Consider the following 16,580-nt stretch of genomic DNA (forward strand, 5'->3'; position numbering starts at 1 on the left):
CCCAATAGATTCTCTGATGTAGGAAGGCGATAAACGAGAACACCCTAATGAGTTAATTCAATCGGGTGGCCGAGAGCAATCAACACTCCTGTATCTTGAAAGATGAAGAGTATATTTATTGCCGCCGCGGGAAATGATTGTGTTTGAGTGATGGGATTCATAAAGTACATCTGCAACTCGAAACCGACTGGGTGGGGCATGGGGTTGAACGGAGAAAAAAATGATTAGAGTTGAGATGTTGAGTACCGGGGATGAAGTGCTGCATGGGCAAATTATTGATACCAATGCTGCATGGTTAGCAGATTACTTATTTAATCAGGGATTGCCCATTAGCAGTAGAGAAACTGTCGGTGATTCACTCTCAGCGCTTATTGAGGTATTCACCGAGCGCAGTCAGGTTGCGGATGTCTTGATTGTTAACGGCGGGCTGGGGCCGACGAGTGATGACTTGAGTGCTTTGGCCGCTGCACGGGCTGCCGGAACGGAGTTGATCGAACACCCAGAGTGGATTGCACGAATGGAGGCTTTCTTTAAAGAGCGCGGCAGAGTGATGTCGTCGACTAACCGTAAGCAAGCGCACATTCCGGCCAATGCAGAAATGTTAGATAACCCGGTCGGAACTGCCTGTGGTTTCGCACTGCAGCTAAATAAGTGCTGGATGTTTTTCACCCCCGGTGTGCCATCAGAATTTAAGGTGATGGTTGAGCAGCAGATTATGCCGCGTTTGCGTCAACATTTTGATGTGGCGGAGCCTCCATTGTGTTTACGAATGACCACCTTTGGCCGCTCAGAAAGTGATTTAGCGCTGGAGTTAGACCCTTTGCCACTCCCTGAGGGGGCTGTGCTGGGTTATCGCTCATCTGCACCTATTATTGAATTGAAGTTAACGGGGCCTGCCTCGCAGCGCACAGCGATGGAACAGGTGTGGCAACAGGTTAGAGCGGTAACTGGCGATAGCACGATATTTGAAGGTACTCAGGGGTTACCGGCATTACTAGCCGAGCAGTTAACACAGCGTGGTTTGTTGCTGGCCGTCAGTGAACAATTTACTGGTGGATTGATGCACTGGCAATTGCAGAGCGCGAACGCGTCATTGGCGGGGGGCGAGTTGTTGCCAGCCCATTGTCAGGAATCCTTACCCGAAGTCGCGAGCCGTGCTCAGTCACTCTCTATGCTGTGTGGTGCGCAGGTAGTGCTGGCTGTCAGTGCAATGCAAAATGATTGTCTTAGTGTTGCGCTGCACACCTCTGATGGGACTTTTGCCCAGACAGTGCGTTATCAGGCGAGCCGACATAGTTTACGAATTCGTCAGGAAAGCAGCGCTATGCTGGCATTGGACATGCTGCGGCGTTGGCTGAAAGGTAGCCCAGTCTGCGGCCAACACGGTTGGCTTGAAGTGGTTGAGATTTTGTAGTTAATTTTCAATTAATAGATATATCTCTAAATAAGTAAAAGGCGCATCATTTAAATGCGCTTTTTATTTAAATATGGCATATGAGTAATATATTAATCCATAAAGTGTTATTGTTAATTTAATTGTATTCCCACCTTAATATAACTCTATTTGTTTCTTGTTTGATTCTCATTTTAGATCTAGATTTTTGTTTTAACAAATGAGGTCTCTAATGAAATTACTCTATATAAAATATGCATATTTAAAATTAGTTCGTCATTTATTTTTAATTTGTATTTTGTTTTTAATAATATCGCCGCTAAGTTTGGCGGATAACCGACCGGGGTTTGTCTGTGGGAAATTTAATGGTCATGTGATGGAAGTCCCGAACAGCTATATTATTTACTGGGCGGAATATGAGGGAAAAAGCTCTTTTGAACCAGGTTTTAGCAAAAATAAAAAAGGTTGTGATGCTAATTTTACCTCTCTACCAATGATAACCGGTTGGCCAGATATGCAGCCCGGAAATAAGTTGCAATGGTATGAAAAGGGGGAAGAGTTTGGGGGTTTAAGAATCAGTGTTGAGCCGATGAGACGACCTGATACTGATATCACCTATATGCGTGATTTCTATTTGGAAAAACGTAAGAATAAAATATTTGATCCGGTTATTTATCTTGACGAATTAGGGCTTTTTTTTGTCAAGAAAACCGAAAAATTAAATAGATTTCCTCCAGTGGAAAAAAATGACCCTTATCGGTTTGATGAAGATATTGATGGTTATTACTGGTCAGAAGTTAATGGCCGTGTGCCGGTAGTATTTAACTGCCTTTGGCTCCCTTTAAGCAAAAGATATTATATCTGTGATACCACTTTTGTCATGCCAGAAATAGGTGCACGTGTTGAAGTGACTTTTACTGTGGAAAAATTACCGCAATGGAAAGCCATCGTGAGCCGTACCCAGCAGTTTCTTTTATCGCATATTAAACATTAAGGAAGATAATTATGTTGCAACAAAATAGAAATTCAAGTGAATTACAACTCAATACCGCTGATTTGGCTCGTGCCAGAGAAATATTAGAAGCCCATAAGGAGAGTAAAGACCCCAGTCCGATGTATGATTTTTTGGCTGCTTATGGTGATTGCTATGCTAATTTGGCTAATGGGGTAGTAAAAGAGAACTCCCTTGCCGGCAAGGTGGCAATTAATCACCTAGTAAGTGTTGCTACTAATTATGGTAAACCGTTGACTGAAGTTCAGCTTAAAGATCTTCGTTTTGATTTAGCGAACGAATATCTCAATATACTGGATAATAGATTAAAGGCCAGTAACGGGACTATTTATGGCAATATTGACCATAAGCAAGCATCCTTATTACATAAACGTGTTTTTAATCAATATGAATTACCCGACAAAGCATGGACGTTAGATGCCGTTTTTAAGACTCTAGATGAAAAAGAACACGTATCTTATTGGGGGCAAGTGCTGAATGCGGCGGGCAACCCAGCAGAAGAACTTAAACTCTCTTTTATTACTTATAAAGAGATGGTGTATTACTCGACATTTGCTTCGGAGGACATCAAAACAATCGCTCGTGAATGGTTTACCACTGTTGATTCTCCTCCTAACTATGGAACAATAACAAAAGGCACCATCAACCAGCTATTTAACCCCCCCACCGAAGACGCGCTGGTTTCCCCCCCGCAGTGCAATACTGACATCAGCATTACCCCCAGCCCGCAAGCCGTTCAGCGTGTTATCGATGAGGATCAAGTTCGGCGGGATGTCTCCAACGGCTATCTGGTGAATAAACCCACCCACAGTTTCTCCTTTACTGACGCCACCTTAGATAACACGGATTTTACCTCCGTGCAGATGGGGGGAATGGCATCGGGTGGTATTCGCCCTGGGGAGATTCAGTTAGACCCCAATGTGCAGCCCAACCGCTATTTATCTGAATATTACCTTGAGCGCCCTGCCTATATGTTGCCGGAAACCGGCTTATTTGATGCCGCGACACTCAATGGCCTGTCGGCGCAAACCACAATCAATACCTACGTTGATCCACTGCTGCTGGATTTAAGTGGTCGCGGCGTGGCCATGACGGGAATTGAGAATGGAGTGCTGTTTGATATCGATAACAGTGGCACCCTAAAACGTACCGGCTGGGTTGGGCGGTCGACCGGTATATTGGTTGTCGATAATGGCAGTGGAAGAATTGACAATATGAGTCAGATGTATTCGGAATATTATGGTGGCGTGGCGGGTGTGAATGGTCTGCCAGGAGAAAAACGTTATAGCGATGGTTTTGCCGCTTTGGCCAGTGATGATGCTGATGGCAGTGGCATTATTGATAGGCGGGATCCTATCTGGTCAAAATTGCGTATTTGGCAAGATGTATCCCATAACGGCAAAGTTGATCCCGGTGAGTTAAAAACACTGGATGAATGGCAAATTTCTCAAATAAAAGTCGAGTCCATCCCGGTCAAGAATCACACCCGTAATGGTCATCGGGTAATGGCATACGGTATTTTTGCCATGAATGGTCAGCGACGCGAAATGTTATCCGTGAATTTTGCCAGTTCCCCAGTCAATCACCGTATGACCCAACGAGATGATTATGGCGTGTTTATTCGTTCTGATAGCGGTGATTCAACGACGACAGCCTATGCCCAGCTCACTGATCGCGCCATGGTGTTATCTGCCGAAGATTTGAGTGTCGATAATATTTATGGCAGTCATTCAGGCGAGGTTTTAAAAGCCAGTGCCAAAGGCAGTTGGTTGGTGGGGCGCGGTGGCAGTAATCGCTATATTGGGAATACCGGTGACGATGTTTTTGTTATCAGTGCCAGCGATGATCCGGCTGATATTGCTGGGAATGGTGGCCGTGATACGGTGCTAATTGTCGGTAATGAAGGGGTGGCACTGAATATGGCACGCAGCGGCATCACCATTGCTCAAGAGGGAGACGGCGACGATATTATTGTCAGTGGTGGACATAGCAGCGTCTTTATTAAAGGGGGGCGTGGAAATAGTCTACTGGTCGGGGGCGGTGGTAATGATGTGTTGGCCGGTGGCCGTGGAAAAAATAAGATAGTCGGGGGCAGTGGCAAAGCGGTTATCTATTCGGGGCCACAGGGCGATATTATTTATGCCGCAGAGCAGGGCAGTATTATTTACGCCGGTGGCGGTGAAGACCGTATTTATGGCAATAAAGGGCATGATGTTATTGAGGCCGGTCAAGGGGATGCATGGGTTGACGGTGGTGGCGGTATTAATGTGGTGGTATTGCATGGCACGCATGATGAATATCTTATTAGCCGAACGGCACAGGGTTTCCAGGTTGCCGATAAAGTGGCGGGTCGAGATGGCACTCTGACACTGAAAAATATCCAAAAGATTAATTTTTCGGATATTTCAGCCATTGATTTAAATACGCATAATAGTATTCCGGTTGATGATGCTGTGACACTCACCGCATCTGGTGAACCGCTTAAACGCAACCGGGTGATAACGCTTCGTGCTCGCGATTTACTCGCCAATGATATTAATTTTAACTCGGGGCGTCATTACATATTTCTGCAGTGAGTGATGCTATTGGTGGCAGAGTTTTCCTGAATGCGACGGATAGCAGCATCCAGTTCATTCCCGATAGAAAATTTACGGGCATGATGAGTTTTAAATATAAAGTGATGAGTGCAGCAGGGGATGCTGCTATTTCTGTGGTGGACTTAGCTCATGGTGAGGAGGCAATAAAAAGGGCAACCGTGAGCCTATTAACTTCCGATCTTCCCACGGATCCACAAGCGGCCAAACAATACTACTTAAGTGAGATCGATGTATTCCCAGTCTGGCAAGATTATACCGGTAAAGGTATTCGGATTGGGCAGTTTGAACCCGGCGGTGAGTTTGCCACGGGGCCGGAAATTTTTGATATTCAACATCCCGATTTAGCCGCTAATGTCTCCCCTACTTGGCTGGATACACAGACGAAAACGGGAACACTACCGGCGGATATCTCTCATCATGCCACCCGAGTGGCGGGTGTTATGGTGGCGGCAAGAAACGATATGGGTGGAGTGGGTGTCGCTTATGACGCCCAGCTAGGTGGCCATTATCTGAGTAATAATGGTCATGACCTGACCACGCTAGGCAAGATGTCCAGCTATGATGTGGTTAACCATAGCTGGGGATTCAAAAATGAATTTGCCTTGAGTCATTCCCCTGGTGGGGGGGTTAATCTCCCCAATACCCTCAATACCACCGTGCACTATGTTGCGGCCAATGGCCGTGGAGGATTAGGCACGATTATTGTGACGGCGGGCGGTAACCAACGTGAACAAGGGGGGAGTGCACAAGGGTCATTAATGAGTAATACCCGCTTTGGTATTCAAGTAGGCGCCATCAATGCTAAGGCCGATCTCTCTACACTGAAAACTCACTCACAGCCTTTCTCTAATCCGGGGGCCAGCCTATTGGTCTCAGCACCCGGTAGCCATGTCCTCTCCAGCAGTCTCCAGATTAAAACAGAACGCGGTGCGGTGTTTGGCGCGAAATACAGCACCGAACAAGGAACCAGTTTTGCCGCCCCGATTGTCTCTGGTGTTGCTGCATTGATGTTGCAGGCCAATCCTAATCTGGGCTATCGCGATGTGCAGCAGATCCTTGCGGTGTCGGCACGCGGGGTTAATGACAGGAATACCCAGTGGTATATTAATGGAGCCAATGATTGGAATGGGGGTGGGATGCATGTCAGTCATGATTATGGTTTTGGTCAGGTCGATGCGCGGGCGGCGGTACGTCTGGCTGAAAGTTGGGTGAGTCAACAGACTGATGCTAATCAACAGAAGATGGAGAGACATTATCAGTACGTGATGCAAAAACAGCTCTCTGCTGGTGGATTGGATACTTCATCGGTCACTTTGGCAAGTGGCTTGAATGTCGAGCAGGTCGAAGTGGATTTCAGTGCTAATGTGGCGCGCTTGGGGGATTTGACAGTGAAATTAGTCTCGCCCAGTGGCAGCGAAAGTATTTTGCTAGACCGGGCGGGGAAAAAAACGGGAAATGATGCGGATGAGACCGATACCGGTAGCGCTCTGTCAGGTGATTTCAACTATACATTTATGTCTACACATCACCGCAGCGAGGATTCTGCCGGGCAGTGGCGATTAGATGTTAAAAATGCCCAAGAGGGTTTGCCCATCAGGTTAAACAGTTGGTCTCTACGACTCTTTGGCCGCGAGGTGAATATGGATAAAACCTATTTTTACACCGATGAGTTTGCCGCTCTGGCGGCACAACAGCCCACACGGATGATGCTTGGTGATACTGACAGGTTGGCTGGTGGTCGTCATACGCTGAATGCCGCAGCGATGTCAGCGGATGTAAGGATAAATTTAGCCACGGGCGAGGCGAATCTTGCTGGCACGGCGCTGACTATTCGCTCACCACAAACATTGCATAATTTGCTCAGTGGTGATGGGAATGATGTGTTAACTGCGGGGGCGCATCATAGTTTGCTTGATGGCGGACGAGGAAGAAACACTTTGGTGGGTGGGGCGGGTAAAGAGATATTTGTGGTGCGTAAACGTGTCGGTGGCCATGACAATATTGTTAATTTTGAGGCAAACAAAGGTGAGGTTATTCACTTAGTCGGCTTTGCAGATAAAAGATTCAGTGAGTTGCAATTAAGGCAGTTGAGAAATGATGTTCAGATTCAACTGACTGATAATCAAACCATCACTATCAAGAATCGACAGAAAGCGACATTACAGGCGCAACATTTTAATTTTCAAAGTACCTTTTCGCCCCCCGCCAGTTATTTCGATAGCCAGATTACGATGGATACACCATCCGTGCGTGTACCATCGGGGATTATGCTAAATGGCGGTGGGGGTGGTGTCAGCTTACGCACTGATAATCAAGGTAAAATGGTGGCTTCATTAGCGGGAAAAGTTTATCAGCGGGAAAATGCTGAACCCAGTATTTTCGTTCTGGTTTCTCAAGAGGGACAATCAGATTATAGAAATTCAGTCCGAGGATTTCGGCATGGTATTGATAAAATTGATGTAAGTGCGGTTGGTATCCAGAATTTCAGTGAATTAACGGTGACTAAGCGCAACTCTATGGTTATTAATGGGTTGGCCATTATTCAAGGTGTCAATGTCCATTCAGCGGTGCCGGCAAAGGAAAGCATTCACCTGATGTATCTGGATGGGTTGGATGTTGAGCAACTTAGCGCTAACGATTTTATTTTTGCCGACGCCGAGCCAATGCTGGCGGATGCCCCTTTTAATGATGACGACATGGCTCGTTTGATTGATGTGACGCCCTATTTTGATAGGGTTGTACGTGAATATGAACCTCTCTATTCCCCACCTAAAATAGTGCAATTCCTATCTCATGCATTGAGCGCCAGCAGTTTTTAAACGCGGGTTTATTATGATCAAGATGACTTTTTTTAATACCCACTCAACTGAATGGGTATTTTTAATTTCAACGAAGGCAAGTGGTTGTTATTTCACCTGCGCATTTCTGACGTCGTCGCCTGCTTCCCAAATCCGGTATTTCACATCGACCCCTTGCGGAACATAAACCACAATAGGCAGTCGGCTGTTATAGCGTTGCATTCCGGCATCGCCCAGATTAGCGGCCACAAATTGTGGGCGGCGAGTATTATCTGGGCATGCCATCATGGTTGAAGCCGGTTCTGAGATTTTATCCATTACCAGATAATCAAATCCCCAACCTGACAACGTTCTGGTTTCCAGATTGCCGCCGAGCATATGGCGGTTACAGTCCACTTCAATCGTTTTGCCGATCAACAATTCAACTTTAAAACGGCTTTCATCTTCTTGTGGATCAAGGAAAATTACCTGGCGGCTCATGCCTTTTTCAGCTTGTGGATAAGGCGCAATCTTCTCTAACGGTTGTTGCCGATCAAGTGGCTGCTCTGTCGCGGCAAAAGTGCTGATTGATGCTGCCATTAACAGGCTGGTTATTGCGATTGACACTATTTTCATCTTTTGTCCCTATGGTTTGTCAGGTAATACCGGGTGCAAAATATCATACAACCGAGCATCTGATTATAGGTGAAATCCTAACTTTCTAAATGAGGAATAAGCCAAGCTTATGTTTTGAAGGCAATATCTTAGAGGATATGGCTAGAGTTCGATTTCAATATCGCCTTTGGGTTGACAGCAGCAGGGCAGAATTTCATCGGTTTGAATAAAGGCCAGCGGTTGCTGTTGATAGCAGACCTCGCCCTTGAGTAATCGCAAGCGGCAAGAACCACAATAACCGGACCGGCATTGGTATTCGATTTGAACTTGATGGTATTCGAGCGTTTCCAATAAATTGCGGCTATTGGCAGGGCGGTTAAGTTGAGCACCGGTGGTGCTCAACGTCACAGTGTTCCCCACATCGAGCTCACTGACTCGAAATTTGTTGGGTAGAGACTTCATGGCTTACAGCTCGAAATCACTCAGGTCATCAGCACTGACTTCTGAATCAATCTGACCGACCAAATAAGAGCTGACTTCAACTTCCTGCGGCGCAACTTGCACGTTATCAGAAACTAACCAAGAGTTGATCCATGGAATTGGATTGGTGCGAATAGCAAATGGCACACCGAGACCCACGGCTTGCATGCGAATATTAGTAATATATTCAACATACTGGCACAAAATATCTTTATTCAGACCAATCATGGAGCCGTCACGGAACAGATATTCGGCCCACTCTTTCTCTTGTTCTGCGGCTTTCACAAACAGTTCATAACACTCTTTCTGACACTCTTGCGCAATCTCAGCCATTTCTGGATCGTCTTCACCTGAGCGCATCAAATTCAAGATATGCTGGGTGCCTGTCAAATGCAGGGCTTCATCGCGCGCAATCATTTTGATGATTTTCGCATTGCCTTCCATCAGTTCGCGCTCTGCAAAGGCAAAGGAGCAGGCGAAACTGACATAAAAACGAATCGCTTCCAGTGCATTCACGCTCATCAAACACAGATAAAGCTGTTTTTTCAGCTCACGTAAACTGACCACCACGGTTTTACCGTTGACTTGGTGAGTGCCTTCCCCCAGCAAATGGTAATAGCTGGTCATCTCAATCAGATCGTCATAATACGCCGAGATATCTTTTGCGCGTTTAAGGATCTCTTCGTTGGTCACGATATCATCGAAAACAATCGCTGGGTCGTTAACGATATTGCGGATGATATGGGTGTATGAACGTGAGTGAATGGTTTCAGAGAATGACCAAGTTTCAACCCAGGTTTCCAACTCAGGAATAGAGATCAGGGGTAATAGGGCAATATTCGGACTGCGCCCCTGAATGGAATCCAGCAAGGTTTGGTATTTCAAATTGCTGATGAAAATGTGTTTTTCGTGTTCTGGCAGGTTCTGATAATCAATACGATCACGGGAGACGTCAATCTCTTCCGGGCGCCAGAAGAACGACAGTTGTTTCTCAATCAGTTTTTCGAAAATAGCGTGTTTTTGCTGATCGAAGCGCGCTACGTTGACGGATTGACCAAAGAACATCGGTTCGAGTAACTGGTTGTTTTTATTTTGCGAAAAAGTGGTATAGGCCATGATTTCCTCAGGGAACAGCAAAGGGCAAATGAAGAGAGGCCCGCAACATTCTGTATTCAGCGACAAAATGAATCATCCCCCAGTGGGCGCATGAGCATGCGCGGACTGGGGGAGGGCCTGAACTAAAAATCAGATCTTACATGCACCGCCTTCACAGTCATCATCACCCGGCTGACTTTGAATATCTTCCTGCACATCATCAGCACCATCACGGGTGTTTTGATAGTAAAGGGTTTTTACGCCAAATTTGTACGTTGTCAGCAAATCTTTCAGCAACTGCTTCATCGGCACTTTGCCTGATGGGAAGCGAGTCGGGTCGTAATTAGTGTTGGCTGAAATTGCCTGATCGACGAATTTCTGCATCAAACCGACCAACTGCAAGTAACCGTCGTTATTTGGCATATCCCACAGCAGTTCGTAAGCCTCTTTCAGGCGCTCATATTCAGGAACCACTTGGCGCAAAATGCCATCTTTCGAGGCTTTAATACTGACATATCCCCGCGGCGGTTCAATGCCATTGGTGGCATTGGAAATTTGTGAAGATGTCTCTGAAGGCATTAATGCCGACAATGTAGAGTTACGCAGCCCAAAGGTCTGAATATCCTTACGCAGCGTTTCCCAATCGTAATGCAGGGGTTCGTCACTGATGGTATCCAAATCTTTTTTGTAGGTATCAATCGGCAAAATACCCTGTGAATAGGTGGTTTCGTTGAACCATGGGCAAGCACCTTGTTCACGAGCCAGCGCATTTGAGGCTTTCAGCAAATAATACTGAATAGCTTCAAAAGTGCGGTGAGTCAGATTGTTGGCACTGCCATCGGAATAACGAACACCATGCTTCGCCAGATAATAAGCAAAGTTAATGACACCAATACCCAAGGTGCGACGGCCCATAGCACCGCGCTGTGCTGCAGCAATCGGGTAATCTTGATAGTCCAACAGGGCATCTAGCGCGCGGACGGCCAGCACGGCCAAGTCTTCTAAGTCATCAAGGCTGTCAATGGCACCTAAGTTGAACGCCGACAAGGTACACAGCGCGATTTCGCCATTTTCATCGTTGATGTCATTGAGCGGTTTCGTTGGCAATGCAATTTCTAAACACAGGTTTGACTGGCGCACCGGCGCAATTTTCGGGTCAAACGGGCTGTGGGTATTGCAGTGATCCACGTTCTGAATATAAATACGGCCAGTAGAAGCACGTTCTTGCATCATCAGAGAGAATAACTCGACGGCTTTTACTCGCTGCTTACGGATGCTGTCATCTTGCTCATACTTGACATAAAGGCGCTCAAATTCATCCTGATCGGCGAAGAACGCATCATACAGGCCCGGAACATCCGATGGACTGAACAGAGTGATATCTTCACCTTTCAATAGGCGCTGATACATCAGTTTGTTGATTTGTACGCCGTAGTCCATATGGCGGACGCGGTTGCCTTCAACGCCACGGTTGTTTTTCAGAACCAGCAGGCTCTCAACTTCCAGATGCCACATTGGGTAGAACAAGGTGGCTGCACCACCACGTACACCGCCTTGTGAGCAGGATTTTACTGCGGTCTGGAAGTGTTTGTAGAACGGAATACACCCGGTATGGAATGCTTCACCGCCACGGATTGGGCTACCTAAAGCACGGATCCGGCCAGCATTGATACCAATACCCGCACGTTGTGACACATATTTCACAATGGCGCTGGAGGTGGCATTAATAGAATCCAAACTGTCACCACACTCAATTAACACGCAAGAGCTGAACTGGCGGGTTGGCGTACGCACACCGGACATAATCGGTGTTGGCAGCGAGATTTTAAAGGTCGAAATTGCATCATAGAAACGCTTGATGTAATCCAGACGAGTTTCACGTGGGTAGCCAGAGAACAAGCAAGCAGAAACCAGAATGTACAGGAATTGGGCACTTTCATAGATCTCGCCGCTGACGCGGTTCTGCACCAGATATTTACCTTCTAACTGCTTAACCGCAGCGTAGGAGAAGTTCATATCGCGCCAATGGTCGATGAAAGTGTCCATCTGTTCGAATTCTTCTGCGGTGTAATCTTCCAGCAGGTGTTTGTCGTACTTACCCATTTCCACCATCTTCGTCACATGGGCGAATAATTTTGGTGGTTCAAACTGACCGTAAGCTTTTTTACGCAGGTGGAAAATGGCCAGACGGGCGGCCAGATACTGATAATCCGGTGCATCGCGTGAAATAAGATCGGCGGCAGCTTTGATGATCGTTTCATGGATATCGGCAGTTTTAATGCCATCATAAAACTGAATATGTGAACGCAATTCTACTTGAGATACTGAGACGTTATGTAAACCTTCCGCGGCCCAGTCGATGACCCGGTGGATTTTATCCAAATTGATGCGTTCTTTGCTGCCATCGCGTTTAGTAACAAGTAGGCTTTGGTTCATGTGTTCGTGACCTTTGTTCCCCTGACTTTATGCCCATACAGCACAAATTTACGTTCTCCATGATTGCAATAATCATTGAGGGCGTAGTGTATTGTTCAGTATGTAAACACAATATATAGGGGGTGGGTAGTGGATAGATAACAAGATAGTGAGTATTGAGACTTTTGGCAAGTGAACAAGATCGATGAATTGTGTGGATAACTTGGGGGTGAATTGTTACGAAACCCTCACAGACACCGCCATTGCTGGGGCTTACCTTCCCTTCACCTAGGGGATAAGATTTTACTGAAAATCTTAAAAATTTGATCGTTTGCCGTTTTATTAAACATTATAAAAAAGTGGCATAACTTATCGCTTTTATTGTTTAAAAAAACGGTTTCTGCCCGATATTTCGATTGACGGCGTATAAAGCAACAAATTGGTGCGGTCAGTCACAAAAAATGCCCACATTAAGTGCAACCACCGGCCAAGGAGCGACCAAATGCGCTCGCTCCTTGAGTGAAATAATGACCGTTTTATAAGTCATCCCGTTGAGTATGCACCATATAATTCACGTCAACGTTGCGACCGAGCTTGAAATGGTCTGTTATCGGGTTGTAATGCAGCCCAATAATGTGGCGTTCGCGCAGAGGCGTTTGGTCAACCCAACCAATCAGTTCTGATGGGCGGATAAACTTTTTCGAGTCATGCGTGCCTTTCGGGACCATTTTCAGAACGTATTCCGCACCGACAACCGCCATTAACCAAGATTTGGTATTGCGGTTAATGGTTGAAAAGAAAACATGGCCACCAGGTTTGACTAACTGTGCACAAGCACGAATAACAGAAGCAGGGTCAGGTACGTGTTCGAGCATTTCCATGCAAGTGACAACATCGTAATGTTGCGGGTGTTTTTGCGCGTGGCTTTCGACTGTTTCCTGCACATAATCCAGTTTAATACCGGTTTCCAACGCATGCAGGCGGGCGACCTGTAAGGGTTCATAACCCATATCCAACCCGGTCACTTGTGCTCCTTCACGCGCCATGCTTTCCGCCAGAATGCCACCACCACAGCCTACATCCAGCACTTTCTTATCGAAAATACCGCCTGAGCGCTGCAAAATATAATCAAGGCGCAAAGGATTGATGCGGTGGAGAGGCTTGAATTCACCCTCTAAATCCCACCAACGAGAGGCAACTGCCTCAAACTTAGCGATTTCTTGTTCATCAACATTATGATGGGGGGCTTGGGTATCAGCACGCATGATGGAATCTCACTGTTATGTTTCTTTGCGCGGATTATACATGTTCCCCATCAATTGGCGCAGTTTTGTGTCCGAGACTTAAGCGCAATGACGTTTCTCTTGAACGTAATGTAGTTTCGCCAAAATCAGGGTTTTGTGATATAGTTTCGTACCTTTAAATCCGGTAATTAGTAGAGGGATAGCGGCTCAATGAGCGACCTTGCCAGAGAAATAACACCGGTCAACATCGAGGAAGAGCTGAAAAGCTCCTATCTGGATTATGCGATGTCCGTTATTGTCGGACGTGCTTTGCCAGATGTCCGGGATGGACTGAAACCGGTTCACCGTCGCGTACTGTATGCGATGAATGTACTGGGTAATGACTGGAATAAACCATACAAAAAATCGGCCCGTGTAGTTGGGGACGTTATCGGTAAATATCACCCGCATGGTGACAGCGCGGTCTACGACACAATTGTGCGTATGGCCCAGCCGTTTTCACTGCGCTATATGCTGGTGGATGGGCAGGGTAACTTCGGTTCCGTTGACGGCGACTCCGCCGCAGCGATGCGTTATACCGAAATCCGTATGTCTAAAATTGCTCACGAGTTGTTAGCGGATTTAGAAAAAGACACCGTTGACTTCGTGCCTAACTATGATGGTACGGAACAAATCCCAGCAGTCATGCCGACCCGAATCCCTAACCTGTTGGTTAATGGTTCGTCTGGTATTGCCGTCGGGATGGCAACCAATATTCCGCCACATAACCTTTCTGAGGTTATTGATGGCTGCTTGGCCTATATCGAAGATGAAAACATCAGCATTGAAGGGCTGATGGAATATATTCCGGGGCCAGACTTCCCAACCGCTGCGATTATTAATGGTCGTCGCGGTATTGAAGAAGCTTATCGTACTGGCCGTGGCAAGGTGTATATCCGCGCTCGTGCTGAAGTCGAAGCTGACGCAAAAACAGGCCGCGAAACGATTGTTGTTCACGAGATTCCTTATCAGGTGAACAAGGCGCGGTTGATTGAAAAAATCGCCGAGCTGGTTAAAGAAAAACGCGTAGAAGGCATCAGTGCGTTGCGTGATGAGTCTGATAAAGACGGCATGCGTATCGTGATTGAAATCAAACGTGATGCGGTAGGGGAAGTGGTTCTGAACAACCTCTATTCTCTGACGCAATTGCAGGTGACTTTCGGTATCAATATGGTGGCTCTGTCGCAAGGGCAGCCTAAATTACTTAACCTGAAAGACATTCTGGTTGCCTTTGTTCGTCACCGCCGTGAAGTGGTGACACGCCGGACTATCTTTGAACTGCGTAAAGCACGTGACCGCGCGCATATCCTTGAAGCACTGGCAATTGCTCTGGCTAACATCGATCCAATTATCGAGTTGATTCGCCGTGCAGCAACCCCAGCGGAAGCGAAGGCTGGCCTGATTGCCAATCCTTGGGAATTAGGTAACGTTGCAGCCATGTTAGAACGTGCCGGTGATGATGCTGCCCGCCCTGAATGGCTGGAAGCTGAGTTCGGTATTCGTGACGGCAAGTATTACCTCACCGAGCAGCAAGCTCAGGCGATTTTGGATCTGCGTTTGCAGAAACTGACCGGTCTGGAGCATGAAAAACTGCTGGATGAGTATAAAGAGCTGCTGACCTTAATTGGCGAGTTGATCTTTATTCTGGAGAACCCAGAGCGCTTGATGGAAGTGATCCGCGAAGAGTTAGTGGCTATTAAAGAGCAATATAATGATGCTCGTCGCACTGAAATCACAGCGAATACCTCTGACATCAATATTGAAGACCTGATTAATCAGGAAGATGTGGTTGTGACATTGTCCCATCAGGGTTATGTCAAATATCAGCCGTTGAGTGATTACGAAGCTCAACGTCGTGGTGGCAAGGGTAAATCGGCAGCACGTATCAAAGAAGAAGACTTCATTGATCGCCTACTGGTCGCCAACACCCACGATACAATCTTATGCTTCTCTAGCCGTGGTCGTCTCTACTGGATGAAGGTGTACCAGTTACCGGAAGCCAGTCGTGGTGCACGTGGTCGCCCGATCGTCAACTTATTGCCGCTTGAGCCGAATGAGCGTATTACCGCTATTCTGCCGGTTCGGGAATATGAAGAAGGTCGTCACATCTTTATGGCGACCGCCAGTGGAACCGTGAAGAAGACAGCATTGACTGAATTTAGTCGCCCACGCAGCGCCGGTATTATTGCCGTCAATCTGAATGAGGGTGATGAGCTGATTGGTGTGGATCTGACCGATGGCAGCAATGAAGTTATGCTGTTCTCCGCACAGGGTAAAGTGGTTCGCTTCCCAGAAACACAGGTTCGCTCAATGGGTCGTACTGCAACTGGTGTTCGCGGTATCAACCTCAATGGCGATGATCGGGTTATTTCTCTGATTATCCCGCGTGGTGATGGCGAAATCCTGACGGTAACTGAAAATGGTTACGGTAAGCGTACCGCAGTGGAAGAATATCCAACGAAGTCTCGTGCGACTCAAGGGGTTATCTCCATTAAAGTCAGTGAACGTAATGGTAAAGTGGTGGGTGCCGTCCAAGTGACACCGACTGACCAAATCATGATGATCACTGATGCAGGTACACTGGTGCGTACGCGTGTCTCTGAAGTGAGTATCGTGGGCCGTAATACTCAGGGTGTGACACTGATCCGTACTGCTGAAGATGAGCATGTGGTTGGTCTGCAACGTGTAGCGGAGCCAGAAGAGGATGATGACATCCTTGATGGCGAATCATTGGAAGGTGAAGAGGGCAGCGAAAACGCCGCACTGAATACACCAGAAGAAGATGATGCTGCCGACGAAGCAGAAGACGATAATGCATAATATGCAGTAATCAATAAAAGCCAGCTTACGAGCTGGCTTTTTTATGGGTTATGGGTAGTGTATTCTGTTACTCACACTGCCTGTCCGGCGATG

At 46.8% G+C, this 16,580-nt stretch carries 8 protein-coding genes and 1 pseudogene; 4 read left to right on the top strand and 5 right to left on the bottom strand.

Features of this window, described 5'->3' with window-relative positions; all coding sequences use genetic code 11:
- Positions 1–220: 220 nt before the first annotated feature.
- From ACIOG0_RS07650 to ACIOG0_RS07660, 3 genes and pseudogenes are all read left to right on the top strand, one after another.
- Positions 221–1,414: a nicotinamide mononucleotide deamidase-related protein YfaY gene (locus ACIOG0_RS07650; RefSeq protein ID WP_050140367.1), complete on the top strand. Its 1,194-nt coding sequence runs from the start codon at positions 221–223 to the stop codon at positions 1,412–1,414.
- A 211-nt stretch (positions 1,415–1,625) separates the two neighbouring features.
- On the top strand, positions 1,626–2,387 hold the full coding sequence (locus ACIOG0_RS07655; protein ID WP_050295297.1) for a hypothetical protein: 762 nt from the start codon (positions 1,626–1,628) through the stop codon (positions 2,385–2,387).
- Between the two features lie 11 nt (positions 2,388–2,398).
- Positions 2,399–7,821, top strand: a pseudogene (locus ACIOG0_RS07660) (S8 family serine peptidase).
- 87 nt (positions 7,822–7,908) lie between these two features.
- Here the strand turns inward: ACIOG0_RS07660 and eco are convergent.
- The 5 genes from eco to ubiG all read right to left on the bottom strand — a co-directional run bounded on the left by eco (position 7,909) and on the right by ubiG (position 13,649).
- On the bottom strand, positions 7,909–8,415 hold the full coding sequence (gene eco, locus ACIOG0_RS07665) for a serine protease inhibitor ecotin (protein WP_050140369.1): 507 nt from the start codon (positions 8,413–8,415) through the stop codon (positions 7,909–7,911).
- A gap of 141 nt (positions 8,416–8,556) precedes the next feature.
- Entirely contained in the window at positions 8,557–8,856 is a 300-nt protein-coding gene (gene yfaE, locus ACIOG0_RS07670) for a class I ribonucleotide reductase maintenance protein YfaE (RefSeq protein ID WP_050096933.1), read from the bottom strand.
- A gap of 3 nt (positions 8,857–8,859) precedes the next feature.
- On the bottom strand, positions 8,860–9,990 hold the full coding sequence (nrdB, locus tag ACIOG0_RS07675) for a class Ia ribonucleoside-diphosphate reductase subunit beta (protein WP_050096934.1): 1,131 nt from the start codon (positions 9,988–9,990) through the stop codon (positions 8,860–8,862).
- A gap of 129 nt (positions 9,991–10,119) precedes the next feature.
- Positions 10,120–12,405 (bottom strand): class 1a ribonucleoside-diphosphate reductase subunit alpha, encoded by a 2,286-nt coding sequence (gene nrdA / locus ACIOG0_RS07680; protein WP_050096935.1) that lies wholly within the window; start codon positions 12,403–12,405, stop codon positions 10,120–10,122.
- Positions 12,406–12,920: 515 nt separating this feature from the next.
- A complete protein-coding gene (gene ubiG, locus ACIOG0_RS07685; RefSeq protein ID WP_050096936.1) occupies positions 12,921–13,649 on the bottom strand; it encodes a bifunctional 2-polyprenyl-6-hydroxyphenol methylase/3-demethylubiquinol 3-O-methyltransferase UbiG in 729 nt (242 codons plus the stop codon).
- 189 nt (positions 13,650–13,838) lie between these two features.
- Between ubiG and gyrA the strand changes: the two genes are divergently transcribed.
- Positions 13,839–16,487: a DNA topoisomerase (ATP-hydrolyzing) subunit A gene (gene gyrA / locus ACIOG0_RS07690; protein WP_050096937.1), complete on the top strand. Its 2,649-nt coding sequence runs from the start codon at positions 13,839–13,841 to the stop codon at positions 16,485–16,487.
- Positions 16,488–16,580 lie beyond the last annotated feature (93 nt).

This window comes from Yersinia vastinensis (genome assembly GCF_044905075.1).
GTDB lineage: Bacteria > Pseudomonadota > Gammaproteobacteria > Enterobacterales > Enterobacteriaceae > Yersinia > Yersinia vastinensis.